The 1,098-nt window shown below is 56.6% G+C and carries 1 rRNA gene (only partly in view); it reads right to left on the bottom strand.

Features of this window, described 5'->3' with window-relative positions:
* Positions 1–1,098 (bottom strand): 23S ribosomal RNA (locus AB0878_RS49340) (its annotated part extends 1,489 nt beyond the left edge of the window); the annotation flags it as partial.

The raw sequence follows: 1,098 nt of genomic DNA, 5'->3' as shown, positions 1-1,098 counted from the left end.
ATATGGAACACGGATTTGCCTATGTTCCGGCCTACACGCTTACACCAGGACAACCATCGCCTGGCGGAGCTACCTTCCTGCGTCACCCCATCGCTTGACTACTACGAAATCAGGTCCCACGCTCCACAATGCCGGCTCCACCCGAAGGCTTCACCAACACGCTTTGGGTGGTTAGTATCAAACGCCTCGTCATGGGCGCACATGCTCGGGTACGGGAATATCAACCCGTTGTCCATCGACTACGCCTGTCGGCCTCGCCTTAGGTCCCGACTTACCCTGGGCGGATTAGCCTGGCCCAGGAACCCTTGGTCATCCGGCGGCAGAGTTTCTCACTCTGCATTCGCTACTCATGCCTGCATTCTCACTCCCACACCCTCCACGACTCGTTTACACGGCCGCTTCCCTGGATGCAGGACGCTCCCCTACCCATCAACACGACTACACAATCTTCCGAAGAAGAAAGCGGATCTATTGTGTCAATGACACAGCTTCGGCGGTGTGCTTAAGCCCCGCTACATTGTCGGCGCAGGACCACTTGACCAGTGAGCTATTACGCACTCTTTCAAGGGTGGCTGCTTCTAAGCCAACCTCCTGGTTGTCTGGGCAATCCCACATCCTTTCCCACTGAGCACACACTTAGGGGCCTTAGCTGGTGTTCTGGGCTGTTTCCCTCTCGACGACGAAGCTTATCCCCCGCCGTCTCACTGCCACACTCTCACACCACGGTATTCGGAGTTTGGTTGATTTCGGTAACCCGGTAAGGCCCCTAGACCATCCAGTAGCTCTACCCCCGTGGTGAAACATGTGACGCTGCACCTAAATGCATTTCGGGGAGAACCAGCTATCACGGAGTTTGATTGGCCTTTCACCCCTACCCACAGCTCATCCCCCAGGTTTTCAACCCTGGTGGGTTCGGGCCTCCACGACGTCTTACCGACGCTTCACCCTGGCCATGGGTAGATCACTCCGCTTCGGGTCTAGACCACGCGACTAACACGCCCTATTCAGACTCGCTTTCGCTACGGCTACCCCACACGGGTTAACCTCGCCACGCAGCACTAACTCGCAGGCTCATTCTTCAAAAGGCACGCCATCACC

Origin of the sequence: Amycolatopsis sp. NPDC047767 (genome assembly GCF_040704195.1) — a bacterium.
Classification (GTDB): domain Bacteria; phylum Actinomycetota; class Actinomycetes; order Mycobacteriales; family Pseudonocardiaceae; genus Amycolatopsis.
The sequence above is the reverse complement of the archived record's forward strand: the minus strand, read 5'-3'. Positions and strand labels throughout refer to the sequence as shown.